The following is a 239-nucleotide window of genomic DNA, read 5'->3' on the forward strand; positions in this document are numbered from 1 at the left end:
AAGGGCACGCCTGACGGCGCGGTCACTCTTTATCCGACCACAGCCCCGCAAGGCTCGCCCGCCTCGCGCGTCGGCGAGGCGCCGGGTCTGGCCAGCGCGGCCATGACCGGCGCGCAGCTGGTCGACTACTTCATGCGTCAGAGCTACCGCGCCAGCCAGGCCATGGGGCGGCTGATCGTGATCGACGTGGACATCCAGCCCGGTTCCGCACAGGTCGCGGCCGAAGCCGTCTCGGCCGC

1 protein-coding gene is annotated in these 239 nt (G+C 71.5%); it reads left to right on the forward strand.

Going from position 1 to position 239, the window contains the following annotated elements; all coding sequences use genetic code 11:
- On the forward strand, window positions 1-239 hold a 239-nt coding region (locus CVH10_RS24125), incomplete at both ends, for a DUF4908 domain-containing protein (protein ID WP_146143395.1).

The sequence above is a fragment of the Halomonas sp. ND22Bw genome (assembly GCF_003011945.1).
GTDB lineage: Bacteria > Pseudomonadota > Gammaproteobacteria > Pseudomonadales > Halomonadaceae > Halomonas > Halomonas halophila.